The organism is Mycobacterium sp. 012931, assembly GCF_000419295.1.
Lineage (GTDB): Bacteria > Actinomycetota > Actinomycetes > Mycobacteriales > Mycobacteriaceae > Mycobacterium > Mycobacterium marinum.
Genome location: NZ_AOPX01000001.1, coordinates 4,675,177 through 4,688,794, shown reverse-complemented (window position 1 = coordinate 4,688,794; position 13,618 = coordinate 4,675,177). Strand labels below are relative to the sequence as shown.

Annotated in this window: 12 protein-coding genes and 2 pseudogenes; 6 read left to right on the top strand and 8 right to left on the bottom strand. The window is 66.3% G+C overall.

The genetic code is table 11. The annotated features are described in order from the left end of the window. Positions 1-33 precede the first annotated feature (33 nt). A complete protein-coding gene (locus MMSP_RS20625; protein WP_012395710.1) occupies positions 34-519 on the top strand; it encodes an RrF2 family transcriptional regulator in 486 nt (161 codons plus the stop codon). Here MMSP_RS20625 and MMSP_RS20620 read toward each other — a convergent pair. Together MMSP_RS20620 and MMSP_RS20615 are read right to left on the bottom strand one after the other, a co-directional pair. After that, the gene (locus MMSP_RS20620; protein WP_011741660.1) at positions 516-905 is read right to left on the bottom strand and encodes a VOC family protein; all 390 of its coding nucleotides are present in this window, start codon (positions 903-905) and stop codon (positions 516-518) included. The two genes, MMSP_RS20625 and MMSP_RS20620, sit on opposite strands and share 4 nt — an antisense overlap. Before the next feature lie 92 nt (positions 906-997). Further along, positions 998-1,411 carry a VOC family protein gene (locus MMSP_RS20615; protein WP_152522495.1) on the bottom strand — a complete coding sequence of 138 codons (414 nt, stop codon included), beginning with the start codon at positions 1,409-1,411 and terminating at the stop codon, positions 998-1,000. A 39-nt stretch (positions 1,412-1,450) separates the two neighbouring features. Between MMSP_RS20615 and MMSP_RS20610 the strand changes: the two genes are divergently transcribed. Both MMSP_RS20610 and MMSP_RS20605 read left to right on the top strand, forming a co-directional pair. Further along, on the top strand, positions 1,451-2,338 hold the full coding sequence (locus MMSP_RS20610; RefSeq protein WP_020788170.1) for an LLM class flavin-dependent oxidoreductase: 888 nt from the start codon (positions 1,451-1,453) through the stop codon (positions 2,336-2,338). Positions 2,339-2,435: 97 nt separating this feature from the next. Then, positions 2,436-3,836, top strand: a pseudogene (locus tag MMSP_RS20605) (PE family protein); the annotation flags it as partial. An 11-nt stretch (positions 3,837-3,847) separates the two neighbouring features. Here MMSP_RS20605 and MMSP_RS20600 read toward each other — a convergent pair. Further along, positions 3,848-5,592 (bottom strand): annotated as a pseudogene (locus MMSP_RS20600) (NAD-binding protein). Positions 5,593-5,856: 264 nt separating this feature from the next. On the opposite strand from MMSP_RS20600, the gene MMSP_RS20595 reads away from it, so the two are divergent. The 3 genes from MMSP_RS20595 (at position 5,857) to MMSP_RS20585 (ending at position 7,812) form a co-directional block, all read left to right on the top strand. Continuing rightward, complete coding sequence (locus tag MMSP_RS20595; protein ID WP_020788166.1) at positions 5,857-6,393, top strand: NUDIX hydrolase; 537 nt, start codon at positions 5,857-5,859, stop codon at positions 6,391-6,393. A 150-nt stretch (positions 6,394-6,543) separates the two neighbouring features. After that, positions 6,544-7,071 carry a hypothetical protein gene (locus MMSP_RS20590; RefSeq protein WP_012395704.1) on the top strand — a complete coding sequence of 176 codons (528 nt, stop codon included), beginning with the start codon at positions 6,544-6,546 and terminating at the stop codon, positions 7,069-7,071. A 114-nt stretch (positions 7,072-7,185) separates the two neighbouring features. Next, positions 7,186-7,812, top strand: a complete 627-nt coding sequence (locus MMSP_RS20585; RefSeq protein WP_020788165.1) for a hypothetical protein — start codon at positions 7,186-7,188, stop codon at positions 7,810-7,812. A gap of 40 nt (positions 7,813-7,852) precedes the next feature. Here MMSP_RS20585 and MMSP_RS20580 read toward each other — a convergent pair whose 3' ends face one another. The 5 genes from MMSP_RS20580 to MMSP_RS20560 form a co-directional block, all read right to left on the bottom strand. Continuing rightward, a complete protein-coding gene (locus tag MMSP_RS20580) occupies positions 7,853-9,355 on the bottom strand; it encodes a DUF2254 domain-containing protein (protein WP_369797361.1) in 1,503 nt (500 codons plus the stop codon). 207 nt (positions 9,356-9,562) lie between these two features. Beyond that, on the bottom strand, positions 9,563-9,904 hold the full coding sequence (locus MMSP_RS20575; protein ID WP_011741656.1) for a DUF732 domain-containing protein: 342 nt from the start codon (positions 9,902-9,904) through the stop codon (positions 9,563-9,565). 165 nt (positions 9,905-10,069) lie between these two features. Further along, complete coding sequence (locus MMSP_RS20570; RefSeq protein WP_020788163.1) at positions 10,070-11,656, bottom strand: adenylate/guanylate cyclase domain-containing protein; 1,587 nt, start codon at positions 11,654-11,656, stop codon at positions 10,070-10,072. A 194-nt stretch (positions 11,657-11,850) separates the two neighbouring features. Beyond that, complete coding sequence (locus MMSP_RS20565; RefSeq protein ID WP_231395648.1) at positions 11,851-12,441, bottom strand: TMEM175 family protein; 591 nt, start codon at positions 12,439-12,441, stop codon at positions 11,851-11,853. Beyond that, complete coding sequence (locus tag MMSP_RS20560) at positions 12,380-13,588, bottom strand: DMT family transporter (protein ID WP_020788162.1); 1,209 nt, start codon at positions 13,586-13,588, stop codon at positions 12,380-12,382. The genes MMSP_RS20565 and MMSP_RS20560 overlap by 62 nt, the downstream gene beginning before the upstream one ends. Between the last annotated feature and the right edge of the window lie 30 nt (positions 13,589-13,618).

The following is a 13,618-nucleotide window of genomic DNA, read 5'->3' as shown; positions in this document are numbered from 1 at the left end:
TGGTAACCGGGGGCGGATGGCACAATCCTGAGCATGCGGATGTCGGCCAAAGCGGAATATGCGGTGCGCGCGATGGTCCAACTTGCGACAGCCGACAGCGGGACGGTGATCAAGACCGAGGACCTGGCGCAGGCTCAAGGCATACCGCCGCAGTTCCTCGTCGACATCCTGACCAACCTGCGGACCGACCGCCTGGTACGCAGCCACCGCGGGCGCGACGGTGGCTATGAACTGGCGCGTCCCGGGACCGACATCAGCATCGCCGACGTGCTGCGCTGCATCGACGGGCCCCTGGCCAGCGTTCGTGACATCGGGCTGGGCGACCTGCCCTACTCCGGGCCCACCACGGCGCTGACCGATGTCTGGCGGGCCCTGCGCGCCAGCATGCGATCAGTGTTGGAAGAGACGACGCTGGCCGATGTCGCCACGGGGGCGCTGCCCGGACACGTCGCGAAACTCGCCGACGCCTACCGGGCGCAGGAGTTCGAGCGGCACGGCTCGGCGCGCAGCGGCGACTAGGAGCCTGAGCCGTACGGTCGGGTGAGGATCTCCATCGAGTGCCCGGCCGGGTCGGGGAAATACACCCCACGACCCCCATCGCGGTGGTTGATTTCGCCGGGACGTCGGGCACCCGGGTCTGCCCAGTGCGGCAAGCCGCGCGAGGAGATCTTGCCGTAGATCTCAGTGAATTCCTGCTCGGAGACGAGGAACGCATAGTGCTGGGGGTGAATCTCCACGTCCTCGGGCACATCCGCGAAGTCGAGGCTGGCGTCGTGCTCGAGCGCGACCACCAGGAAGGGGCCGAATGTCACTGGACTCGGCAGACCCAACAGCTCTGCCAGAAACTCCGCGGATTTTCGCTTGTCGTGTGACGCGACAATGGTGTGGTTGAAGCTGATGGCCATCGTTACCCCTGTCCGTGCCGAGCGTGCGTGTCGGCACCTCGACACGCCGTTAACGCTGACATTTCGCGCACGCTCGCAAGCCGCCCGGCCGGCTACTTGGGTGCGGTGAGTTCCAGAGCGATGTTGTCGGGATCGCGGAACTCCAGGATGTAGGACGGACCAATGTCCTTGACGGGCTCGTGCGCAATGCCGAGATCATCCAGATGCGCTGCCGCACTATTTAGTTCGTCGATGCTGCCCACTCGGAAGGCGATGTGGTCCAGGCCGACTCGATTCTCGTTGAAGCTGTCATTGGCGACCGGGCGCAACCCCAGTAGTGCCCCGCCGAGGTCGTAGATCACCCCGTCGTACAGAAACGCCAGCTGGCGCCGTGTTGCCTCGTCGGCGTTCGCAGGAAGCTCGATCAGCACGGGCCACTCGAAGACGCTCTCGTAAAACCGCCGCGATCGCTCGATGTCGGTAACGGTGAGCCGGACGTGCCCGATTGATGTGCTCGATACACCAATCCGCCCCATGCTGCCAGAATCGCGATTGTGCAGATAGCTATGACGATGCCGGTAATGGAGCCCGATCTGGACGCGAATGTGCTGAAGACCTGGGCGCGTGCCGTCGACGAAGGCCCGTTCTCCGCGCTGTGCTGGGGCGAGCGGATCGCATTCGACAACCCCGACAGCTCGACCCTGCTCGGGGCATTGGCCGCCTGGACCGATCGGGTGCGGTTGGTGACGACCGTTATTGTGCCGCAGTTGCATGACCCGGTCATGCTGGCCAAAGCGCTGGCCACCGGCGACATGTTGAGCGGTGGGAGGTTGACCGTGGGAATCGGGGTGGGAGGTAGGCGTGAGGACTACCTCGCCGTCGGGGCCGACCCCAAGACCCAGACGATGGGCGGAATGGCAACGCGGGTGGCAGTCATGAAGCGGGTGTGGGCGGGTGAGCAGATCAGCGAGTCGGTGCGGCCCGTCGGACCCCTACCGGTCCAGCCGGGAGGCCCGCCACTGCTGGTCGGCACCATCGGGCCCAAGACCCTGCGCAGCGCCGCACCCTGGGCCGACGGTCTAGCGGGTACCACCCTGGACCTCGACGTCGCCAAGCAAAATGAGCTATTCGACGTCGCGCGGGCCGCGTGGGCGCAGGCGGGCAAGCCCAAGCCGCACCTGGCGACGTCGTTCTGGTTCGCTTTCGGGCCGCAGGCCGACGCGCGCGCACAGGTGCATCGGCATCTGCGGCGCTACATGAATTGGATCCCGGCCGAGTACGTCGATGCGATGGCGCCCACGACGGGCTGGGCGGGCAGCGAAGACGAGCTGCTTGCCGTGCTGCGACGGTTCGAAGAGATCGGCACCGACGAAGTCCAGCTCATCCCGACGTCCTCGGACGTCGAGCAACTTCGTCGGGCAATCGATGTGGTGACGAGGTTCGGTGCGGCCTGAGTCCTGGGTCGGCGAACACGTCAGGTAGACCCTGGCTGTCGCGGGTGCGCGGCGATACGCTGTTGTTGCTCGCGGCGGCGCAGCCAGGAGGCTAGCAATGTCTTATTTCATTGCTGTACCGGACGAGTTAGCGCTGGCGGCAACGGAATTGGACAGCATCGGTGCGGCTCTCAGCGTTGCCAACGTGGCCGCGGCGCTCCCGACGACGGGGATACTGGCCGCCGGCGCAGATGACGTGTCCACGGCAATCGCGGCGTTGTTCGCCGGCCATGCGCAGGCCTATCAGGCGCTCAGCACCGCGGCGAGCACGTTTCATACCCAGTTCGTGCGGGCGCTGAACCTTTCCGGCGGCGCCTATGCGGCCGCCGATGCGGCCAACGCCTCGCCACTGCAAACCCTCGAGCAAGACCTGCTTGGCGTGCTCAATGCGCCCACCCAGGCGCTACTGGGACGTCCTCTGATCGGCGACGGCGCCGATGGGACGGCACCCGGGCAAGGCGGCGGGGCTGGGGGACTGCTGTGCGGCAACGGCGGTAGCGGTGCGGCGGGCACAAACACCGGGGTGGCCGGGGGTGCCGGCGGGGACGCCGGGCTGATCGGCAACGGCGGCTCCGGTGGCGCCGGCGGCGGCGGTGCGGCCGGGGGTGCCGGAGGCAACGGGGGCTGGTTGTTCGGTGCCGGTGGCAACGGCGGCTTCGGAGGAGCCGCCACCGGTCTCGGTCCCGGTGGAGCCGGTGGCCATGGTGGCCATGGCGGCTGGTTGTACGGCAGTGGCGGCACGGGTGGTGACGGCGGGTTCGCCAAAGGCGGCAACGGCGGAGCCGGTGGCGCAGGCGGGGACGCCGGGCTGCTCGGCGCCGGCGGATCTGGCGGGACCGGTGGTGCGGGTGCGACAAGCGGTCCTGCCAGTTCGCACTTCGCCGGTGGCGCTGGCGGCGCCGGAGGCCACGGTGGGCTGCTCTATGGCGACGGCGGGACCGGCGGATTCGGTGGGGACGGCGGGGTGGGCGGCGCCGGCGGAGCTGGTGGTGGCGGCGGGGCAGCCGGACTGGTGGGCGCCGGCGGCGCCGGCGGGAACGGCGGGGCCGGGTTGGGCATCTTGGGTGAGGCTGGCGGCAACGGCGGCGGCGGAGGCGCGGGCGGCCTGCTGGTGGGTGCCGGCGGTGCGGGAGGTGCTGGTGGCGACGGCGGGTTACACCTCAGCAGTTTCGTGGGGCCAGGTGGGTCCGGCGGCGATGGCGGGGCGGGTGGTACCGGAGGGTGGCTCTATGGCGACGGCGGCGGCGGCGGTGCCGGCGGATCCGGCGGGAACGGATTCGGGACGATCGGTGGCACTGGCGGGTCCGGCGGGCGCGGTGGCGATGCCAGGCTGATCGGCAACGGCGGCGACGGTGGAGCCGGGGCGCCCGGCGGCAACAGCGCGCCGCCCGGCGACGGCGGGGTTGGCGGGGCCGGCGGAACGCTGTCCGGTACTCCCGGCGCTACCGGCGCATCGGGGTGAGAGCCGGTTCAGTTCGGCCGGTCCAGCGGGCCAACGTTGTCGACCGTCGCCACTTCTGGCCAGTGCCCATCGCCGTTGGCGGGCTGCTGGGGAGGCTGTCCCTTGCGCAACGTCGCCAACAGTTCGCGATACGGGCCGACGAGATAGGCGGTGTCTCCGGCCCGCAGCCGGGTGTCGCGGCGCGGATGTAACTGTGGCGGCTCGTCGGGGCGGGTGATCGCAATGACGCGGGTTCCGGTGACAAGCTCACGCATTGACAGACCATCGAGTTCGCTTTGCGCTGACGCGTGCATCCCGCCCACCATGAATGAGCTTTGTCCTACCGAGAACGTGCCCAGCACCTGCAACCCCATCGCGGCGCCAATGAACCAGGCGCGGCCAATTCGACAGTGGAGCGCACGCTCTCGAAGTCAAACCGCTGGGCAACCGCGCCTCCCAGCTCACGGTCATAGACGCGCAGGACAAGCGGGATATCGCGACGATTGGCTTTCACCGCGCCCAACATTTCCCGCAGCACGATCCCGGTCTCGATATTGACCATGTCGTCTTGCGTCAGTAGCGCCATCGCGCGGGCGTGGGCGATGCAAGCCGATTCCAGCGTTTGCGGCAGCGTCGCGTCGCCGAAGATGACGGGCACGTCCAGCTCGGCCGCCGACTCCAGAAAGCGGCTGTTCTCGTCGAGCTCAATGACCGCGACGTCGTAACCGGCGGCGATCAGATCCCTGACCACCCGGATGCCGAATGAACCCAGTCCGACGACGATCACGTGGTTGCGCAGCTGGCGTACCCGCCGCCGGCCCGCCGAGCGGGTGAAGCGGCGCGACAGCAGCAGGTCGGCGATGAATGCGACCAGGATGGCGGTGGTGGTCACACCGGCGAACATCAACGTAATGCTGAATACTCGCAGCCAGGGGTGCTGGTGGGAGAAGCTGAAGTCGCCATAGCCCACCGTCGCGATGGTCTCGGTGCTGAAGTACAGCGCATCGAGCCACGTCATCCCCGGAGGGTGGCGGTAGGCAAAGCGCAACAAGGTCGTCGATACGGTCAGCAGCGTCGTCATCGCGGCCAAAGCCTTGAAGAACATCGGGTTGACGTCGTTGCGCAGCGCGCGTGCCGCATCGGAGATCTGCCGAAGCCGCAGCAGACGAAAACGCGTCGAGGTCGGTCGGGGAACCTTGATGCCGCGGGCGGCCAAGTCTTCGGCGGTGCCGACCATCGCCGTCTCGTCGCCGGCATGGACCCGCAGGTCGCGCCCCGGGCAGGTCAACACCTCACCGGGGGTGGGCGAGTTTTTTCCCCGGACCACCGCCACCGGGGCCAGATCGCCGTAGATCTCGCGCAGGGTCGCATCCCGCGGCGCCTCCGCGCGCCAGACGACGAACTCGATGCCGGCGGCCTCGAACGGGTGCACGGTGCGGGCCAGACACGCCTCGACGACCGATGGCGCGGCAAGGTCGGCAACGTCAAGGATCGCTCCCGGACCGTTGTCAGCGGCCATCGCCTCACGCAGCACATCGTTGGCCAGTCGGGCCACCACTCGTACGTGCGGGTCGGCTCTTCTTGCCAACAATGCGATTTCGAGGTTTCGCGCGTCGTCGTCGCCGGCGCAGATGACCGCGATGGCCTGAGCGAGCTGGGCGTCATTGAGCTCGTCGCTGGCCAGCTTGAGGATGGTGACGCCGGCGCTGTTCAGCTCCTCGACAATGGTGTTCGCTAGCGCGTCGTCGCCGCTGACGATGATGTGACGCCGCATGCTCACAGGTCTCGCCGTGGTCCGGGATCGTTCGGCATAGGTACACCCACCTTTGTTGGTGTTCGCTGTTCGCGCTCACTTATGCGCACCGTACAGATTTCAACCAGCTCGCACGGTTTGCGCAACCGCAACCGTCGCCGAGAGACGGGCGCAACGGGTTTGCCGGCGCCGCCGGATCGGCGACAATGGTGTCTCCTCGACCCCGCCTGGGGCCCACCCGATGCGGTTGCCGGCGCCACGAGTGTCGGTAGTGATACTGGCTGTGTGCCCTTCATCGAACCCGTCGCTTCCCGGGAGATCTACCGCAACCGCTGGATGGTGCTCCGTGAGGACGACATTCGCCGCCCGGACGGCAGTCCCGGCATCTACGGCGTGGTGGACAAACCGGCCTATGCGCTTGTGATCGCGCACGACGGGAACCGATTCCGATTGGTCGAGCAGTTCCGCTATCCCGTCGGTGCGCGGCGGTGGGAGTTTCCGCAAGGGACCGCTCCCGACTTGTCCGACGTCGAGCCGGCCGAGCTGGCGGCGCGCGAACTGCGCGAGGAGACCGGACTACGAGCGGCGTCGTTTGTGTCGCTCGGTCAGCTCGATACCGCCCCGGGACTGACCAGCCAGCGCGGTTGGGTGTTCCTGGCTACCGGAATAACCGAGGGGGAGTCGGAGCGCGAGCACGAAGAACAGGACATGCGCAGTGCGTGGTTTGCGCGCGACGAAGTCGAGCAGATGATCCGCACCGGAGGGATCGTCGACTCCCAGTCGATCGCCGCCTACGGCATGTTCCTGCTGCATCGGGGATAGTCCTGCCGCCGGCGTCTGGCGGGCTGGCAGCGCAACCTCGTTGCGCCAACGCGATCGGAGTTGTCGCGTGCGTGCCCCACCCATCCGGCCGTAGTTGTTGCACACGATCGTGTCCCCGCTGAGATCGCACCGCGTCCTGCAAGCCGCACCATGGACACGATGCGTGCGCGATCGAGGCTTCGCCTTCAGGTGTTAGGGGTGCTCGGCGGCATCGCGGCCGCGATGTTCGCGCCACCGTCGACTCCGGCACACGCCGCCATGCCCATGTGGAACGGGAAATACTCGCTCGTGCGCTACGCCGAACAAAAAGCCGGCACCAGCATGGCCGCCAGCCAGATGGAACCAACGTTTAGCGCCGACTACGTCTTTGTCACCGCTTGTTCGGCCGAACAGTGCGTTGCCACCGCCACCAACGGGCCTACCCCGAAGAATCCGACCTTGCCCCAGCCGTCCCGCTACTTCTGGGATGGGGCCAAGTGGGTGGAACGCTTCGACTTTCAATGGGACTGCTACATGGGTGAAGGCGCTGCCAAAGTGTGGGCACCGGCGAGGTCGTGGGCCTATTACGCGCCTCAGCCGGACGGGTCGCTGCGCGGCACCTGGCACACCGACATTGTCGGCGGCCCCTGCCAGGGCACGGTGCAAATGCCGGTAGCGGCGCTTCCCGCTGGATCGTGAGGACGTCGCTGCCCATCGGTGTGGGCAGTGATTCGCCATCAGCGGCGACACGGTAATGGGCGTGGGGTGGGTGCAATATCGGGGTAACTGCCGGCGGCCGATACCCTTTTCGGCATGACCGTCGGTGCATCAGTCAAGCAGTCGCTCGAACAGTGGGACCGCAAAATGTGGGATGTGGCGATGCTTCACGCATGTAACGCCGTGGATGACACCAGCAGGAAGCGCTATCCCTCGCTCGGCGCCGGCACGCGCTTTCGGCGGGTGATCCGAGATGCGGTCGACATTTACGGTGTGATGGCCACCCCCGGGCTCGACCTGGAAAATACGCGCTTTCCGGTTGCGGTGAGATCGGACCTGACGCCCGAGATGCGCCCTGACATCGCGGACGTCCTGTACGGGATTCACCGTTGGTTGCACGGACACGATGAGGAATCGGCTACCGGGTTCGAAGTATCTCCGTACGTGAACGGGAGTGCGGCACTACGGGTCGCCAGTGACGGGAAGATCCAGCTACCGAAAACTGCCATCCTGGGGCTGTTGGCCATCGCGGTGTTTGCCCCGGAGAACAAGGGCGAAGTGATTCCCCCCGATTACCAGCTCAGCTGGTTTGATCATGTGTTCTTCGTCAGCGCGTGGTGGGGGTGGCAAGACCATTTCCGCGAGATCGTCAACGTGGACCGGTCATCGTTGGTCGCGCTCGACTCCGGCAACTCGTGGAGCGACTGGGCGCCGGTTGGGTAGCGCCAAGATCCCCCGCTGATCCGATCGGGGGTTGGTCAGCCTAGGAGCGGCCGGCCGGAGGCACCGCGCTGTGGCGGCCCAGGTCTCTGGGGTCTCTGGCCAACGACGCTGCGTTGGCTGGCGCGACCGTCGACGCTGCCGCCCGAGCGGCGGCCACTTGGCCGAACGCGGAGGACGGCGGCGCTAAGGTCCCAGGTCTGTCGACGACCTCGGTTGCCCGGGCGGCTGCGCCGAGCACCATGGCCCGGTCGGATTCGTCGGCGAATTCACGTTGGGCCGCCCGCACCACCAGGGCGATCTGGGTCTGCACGGCGGCCCGGCGCGCGGGGTCCGCGCAGTTTTGGGCGACGGCGCTCAACAGCTGTAGCAGCGCCGTCAGCACCAGCGGTTCACGCACCCCGTAGCGGCGGATCTGAGAACATCCGACGTGCAGATAGGCGGCAAAATCCGGTCTGACCAGCCACAGCAGCAGCTCCCCGGCGCGATCGCGGCGCACCGTGTCTCGCAGCGCACGGGACGCCAGCACCGACTCCACGGCCGAAAGGTGATGCACGACTTGAATTGCCGTGTACGGGTCGTTGACCGCTGGAGACAGGGCTCGCAGCGCGATGTCAACCAGCTGGCGCAGGCCAAACCGAACGTCCTGTTGCAGGGTGCGTTCGTAGCCGATGTGCAGGTGGCGCAGGCAGTCCTGCTGAAAGTTCGACCCCGCCGGGCTCGGCGGGCTGCTGCGGCGCCAGCACCAACCCAACAGGCCCCCGGCGGTGACGTAGTCGCCGACGAAAGTGACCAGCAGCACCGTGTGCCCACTGGCCGCCGCGGCCGCCACAATGTCGTGGGTGTCGACGATCTGCAGATAGCCCGATTGCGGGGCCAGCAGTGCAACCGCCTCAGCGGGAGGGGTTGGCGGTGTTTCCCTTCGCCGATCCGGGGTGTCCGGGCGGGGATACAAGTCGTCAATCAGCCCCAGTGTTCGCTGCCCGACGTTGTCCATGATCGTGTCCAGCTGGATCGAATGCATGAGGTGGTGCAGGAAGTAGATCAGCGCCCCGATACTGAGGAATGCCAGCGCCAGTGACCCGGTGACCGCGACCTTGGGAAGGAACGCGCTCCCGTCGGCGTGCTGGCCGACGGTGTGCAGCCCGCCGGTGCTGTAGGCGAAGGTGCAGGCGAAGATTGCCAGCACCATTTGGTTGGGCATGTCCCGCAGGAAGGTGCGCAGCAACCGCACCGAAAATTGGCTCGATGCGATCTGCAGCGACAGGACCGTCAGCGAGAAGACGATTCCGGTGGTGGTAATCATCGTGGCGGACACCACGATCAGTACGCCGCGGGCATCGCCGGCCGTGCCCTGGAACATCAACTTGTCGATCAGTGAGTCAGGCTTGACGGGAATCAGGGACAGGATGGCGCCGGATCCCAGGCCGGCCACCACGCCGACTAGCGGTAGCACCCAGACCGTGTCCTGCAGGTAGTCCAGTATCGCTTTGCGGCGGCTGATCAGGCTATTTGCGCTCACCGATCCAGCATGCACCCGTCCGATAGCTCACGTGGAAGGTTTGCCGGAGTCATATGGCCGCAAGCGAGGGGGCGCACCGGCAGTTCGTTTCGCGAAAGTGCCCCGGTCTGGAATCGGGGCACGGCCCACGGTGACGGCCGGCTCGCTGGGCGGGTGGAGGTTGGGATTGCGGTCGACGGCGCAGACGAATGTGGGGACCCGTCGTCCGGGGTCCCCACACTGTGGTTGTTGCTAGCTCGAGGTGACGTATTCGGGGCAGTATGCCGAAGCGGCGTCAATCGCGAACGTCTTGGCGCCCTTGGAGCTCAGACCGGTCGACTCGGCGACCGCGTTGATGACCGTGGTGGGTGAGTTGCCTTCGTCGAGCGCGGTGCAGACGGCGTGTGCGTCGCTGATGGCGCGTGCCGCGCTGGGCGGTGTGATCCCGTCGGCTTGGATCTGGGCCAGGAAGGCGTCGTCGGTTGAGCCTGCGGTGGCGGTGGCGGTGGCGGCGAAGCCGAGTGCGGCCAGGCCCAGGCTGGCAGCGGTCAGGGTGGTTCCGGCCAGGGAGGCGGCGAAGCGGCGAGTGAACATTTTGGACTCCTTTGCTGATTTGATTGGTTAGCTCTTTGGCTTGACCTCAGAATCAGCGCGGCGTCTTTACGAATCCTCAATAACTTCTTGTCGAGATCGAGACATCGGGTGGACAGGCAGGATGAGCCCGTAATGCCGGAATCGGGGCGTGGTCGCTGAGCGCGACTACTCGTCTAGCTCGGCGGTTTCGATCGGCGTCGCTAACCGCGTGGGCTGGCCGAGTCCACGCAGCAGCGTCGAGTCGCCCAAACACCATTGGGCGCTGACGCTTTCGCTGGCTCCGGCAAGTGTTTCCGCCGATGCCAGTAGCCGGCCGGGGAACGATTTGGCCAGTTCACAGAGTCGGGCCGCCTCGTTCACCGGCTCGCCGATCGCTGTGTACTCGAACCGCTCGTTGGCGCCGACATTGCCGGCGACGGCTTGACCTGCCGCCACCCCGATCCCGGCCTGGCATTCGGGAACTTCGGCGGCCAGCCGGCGGGCGATGGCACGCGCGGCGGCCAGCGCCTGGTCTTCTGGCTGCTCGAGACGGTTCGGGGCGCCGAAGATCGCCAGTGCGGCGTCACCCAGGAACTTGTTCACCAGGCCGCGGTGGCGGTCCACTTCATCGACCACGATCGCGAAGAACCGGTTGAGTAGTTTGACCACTTCGGCGGGAGGCTGAGTGGTCACCAGCCGCGTGGAGCCGACGATATCGATGAAGACGACCGCGATGTGGCGATCCTCCCCGCCCAGCTTGGGGCGTTCGCGTTCGGCAGCGGCAGCGACTTCCCGCCCGACGTGCCTGCCGAACAGATCGCGTACCCGTTCACGCTCGCGCAGCCCGGCGACCATGGCGTTGAAACCGCGCTGCAGCTGGCCAAGTTCGGTTCCGTCGAACACCACCAAATCGCCCGGCAGATCGCCCATCTCGACGCGCTTGAGTGCCGCGCACACCACCTTGACCGGTGTCGTGGTGAGCCAGGACAGGATCCACATCAGCAGCAAGCCAAGCGCCAGCATTGCCGACGATACGATCACGACCGATATCGAAAACTCGGCTTGGCTTATTTGCCATAGTGATTCATCGAAGATCACCACCAGGGCCATGCCAATCAGCGGTACGCCCGAACCGGTGAGCCAGACGACTATCGTTCGACCCCTGATCCCCGGGGCCCAACGTAGCAGCGGTGGGCCTGCCGCTAACGCCATGGCCGCCACCGGGCGTAGCGCGAACTCGGTGAACATATAGCTGGCGGTGGTGACACCAAGACCGCAAAAGCTCAGTGCGAAAAGGAATCTCGGGATGAACATGCTGTTGGCCATGCCGTAGAGGGCGGTCAGCAGGATGGTGAAGGTTCCCCACACCAGGAGATGAAAGATGGCAAACCGAAATGGGGCCAGTAGCGTATTGCGCTGGTCGGTGGGGCTGGGTTCTCGTCTCTCGATTGCCCAGCGCAACATTTGCGTGGTTCGCCGGGTAATCCAATAGCTGCCAAGGGCAAATGCAATCACGACGTAGGCCGGCATGACCGCGAAGGTGATCCACAAGGGGGCGTCTGACAACACGTGTGGTGCCGGCGCGGCCACGGTCGCCAGTACCAATCCGACGCAGATTCCAATGACGTTGGTGGCCGCAATGACAGCGGTCAACATGCCTTGGATGCGGATCCGACGGTCGCGCTGGCTTTCGTTCAGATCCCCGAGCAGCCAGGAACCGTAGGCCGGGCTTTCCAATAACGAGCCGTCGTGACGCGTCACCGTCTTCACCACCGAGTCCGCCTAGTCCACACTGTCTCATTGGCCAACATGGTGGCGTCAGCTTAGTTTATTCAGGTGCGTCTGAACGTGGCATTTTGGCCGTTGCGGCGAGAGGATGTCCCTACCGCGTCGATGATGACGGGTCCATCGACCAGCCCAGCCAGGACCGCTCACGGCGGCGATGGCAGTGACCCGGACGCCGGGGCCTAGGCACCGTTTTCGCCGGTATCGTCCTGCCGTCGGCCGCCGAGCGTCAAGATGCGCAGCGGGCGCATCAGCATCAGCGCCGAGAGCAAGAGGTAAAACGCCACGGCCACGCTCGGCAGCAGCAGCACCACCACTACCGATAGACCCATCAGTGCGCTGAACATCCAACGCGACTGGGCAATTTCGGCCAGCGTCGCGCGATCCTTCGCGCTGGACAGCTCGCTCTTGTAGCGGCCGTAGCTGGCCAGGACGGCGCTTGCCGCTGTCGCCAGCGTCACGTTCACGCCGAACAAACCGACCGCCAGCCGCTGCCCCGGTCCGACGAGATAGTGGGACATCAGGGCGGAGCTGAATGGCAGGAATGTGACCAGGAGCAGCAACAACAAGTTCATCGTGTTGAACACCTCGTCCGCGGTCACCAGCGCAACGGTCAATCTGGTGTGCGCGAGCCACGAGCTGCCGATGAACACGAAGCTGACCAGATAGGCGAGAAAGGCCGGCCAGGACCGCAGCAGCGCCCCGCCAAGGTCATTGCTGGATTCCGGCACCTTCAGGTCCAGGACGAGCAGGGTGATGACGATGGCGTACACGCCGTCGGAGAATGCTTTGAGACGTGACGTGGGTAGCAGGCGAATGGTGCTCATCTGCCCAACGTGGCACATCTGTGGCCGAATGATTAGTGGCTGAGCCGGTTGCACCGAAGTGGGGTCCAACCTGGGCCGCCGACCGAATGGGTGCCTTCTCGCCGCGGCCGCCGTCGACTGGGTTGGCGCGGTGGCTTATTCGGGCGATCTTGTCACCAAAGCGCCCCGAATCTCCTAGGGATACATCGGCGTCCAGCCATTCGGCGGCAGGCGACGGAACACCCTCTCGCCCGGCCACGGGCTCGCGGCGCTGTGCCGTTTGAAGCCCGTTGCGAACCCGGGCGAGCGGGCGGCCCACAGCGCTGCCTTGCGCTCGATCGCGTGTTGGGGTCCGTTCCTTCGCGGAAGATGGCTCCGAGGCGGGCGATGGCTGGCTGAGGGTGCAGATGATGGATGCGGCGACAACCACAACCATCGCCAGCCCCCGGACCCAGCTGAGCGTCTGGCCCAGCAATATCCAGCCTGCGAGCCCGGCGACCACGGGTTCGAGACTGAGCAGCACGCCGAATGTGTGGGCGCTGAAGCGGCGCATCGCCGCGAATTCCAACGAGTACGGAAGCATCGACGACAGCACCGCGACCCCCAGCAGGGGGATCAGCTTCTCTGGTTGCCCGGTCAATGTGGGTACGGCGGGTATCCCGAAGGGCAGCACCACAATGGCTGCAATGAACTTGCTGACGGAAAGGGCTCCGTGACCCGTTTGCTGACCGGTGATGCGTTTGCCGGCCAAGATGTAGAGCGCCCAGAAGCATGCCGCGACGAGGGCGAAGGCTACGCCCGCCAGATCGGGACTCAGCGCTGCGGATTTCGAGCCGTCCCAACCGAGGACCACGATGGCGGCCGCGGCCGCCATCACGCAGCCGAGGTCGCGTGGGCGGCGGGAGAATGCCGCCGCGAGCATCAGCGGTCCAGCGAACTCGATGGTGACTGCGACACCGAGCGGGATGCGGGCGATCGCGGCAAAGAAGAAGCCGTTCATGCCCGCCAATGCCACCGCAAACAGCGCTGCTGATCTCCACTGTTGTCGGTCCCAGCCGAACGCGCGGGGCCGGTGGATTGCCATCAGCAAGGTGGCGGCAAACAACAGTCGCACGCCGGTGGTGAGCCCGGCGCCGAAGTGCGC